The sequence below is a fragment of the Photobacterium sp. SP02 genome, assembly GCF_038519165.1.
Lineage (GTDB): Bacteria > Pseudomonadota > Gammaproteobacteria > Enterobacterales > Vibrionaceae > Photobacterium > Photobacterium halotolerans.
Genome location: NZ_JASJOJ010000172.1, coordinates 1 through 431 on the forward strand (window position 1 = coordinate 1; position 431 = coordinate 431).

Genomic DNA, 431 nt, shown 5'->3' on the forward strand with positions numbered 1-431 from the left:
GCGTCCGGGAGGATTCGAACCTCCGACCGCCTGGTTCGTAGCCAGGTACTCTATCCAGCTGAGCTACGGACGCGCAGAATTTTCTGCGTGAATAATCACGACTTGAGATGATGGCGCGCTCGGGAGGATTCGAACCTCCGACCGCCTGGTTCGTAGCCAGGTACTCTATCCAGCTGAGCTACGAGCGCGCAGAATCAGTTTTTGAAGTAGCAGTCCATTGATACTTGATCAAATATGGCGCGTCCGGGAGGATTCGAACCTCCGACCGCCTGGTTCGTAGCCAGGTACTCTATCCAGCTGAGCTACGGACGCGCAGGGTCTTACACAATATCTAAAGGGACTCTAGCTATTGGGAAGAATGGCGGTGAAGGAGGGATTCGAACCCTCGATACGGGATAAACCGTATACTCCCTTAGCAGGGGAGCGCCTTC

General features: G+C 54.8%; 3 tRNA genes. All 3 read right to left on the reverse strand.

Annotated elements, in window-relative coordinates:
* Positions 1 to 73 (reverse strand) — tRNA-Arg (locus tag P0Y67_RS22860).
* 38 nt (positions 74 to 111) lie between these two features.
* A tRNA-Arg gene (locus tag P0Y67_RS22865) sits at positions 112 to 188 on the reverse strand.
* A gap of 47 nt (positions 189 to 235) precedes the next feature.
* A tRNA-Arg gene (locus P0Y67_RS22870) sits at positions 236 to 312 on the reverse strand.
* Positions 313 to 431 lie beyond the last annotated feature (119 nt).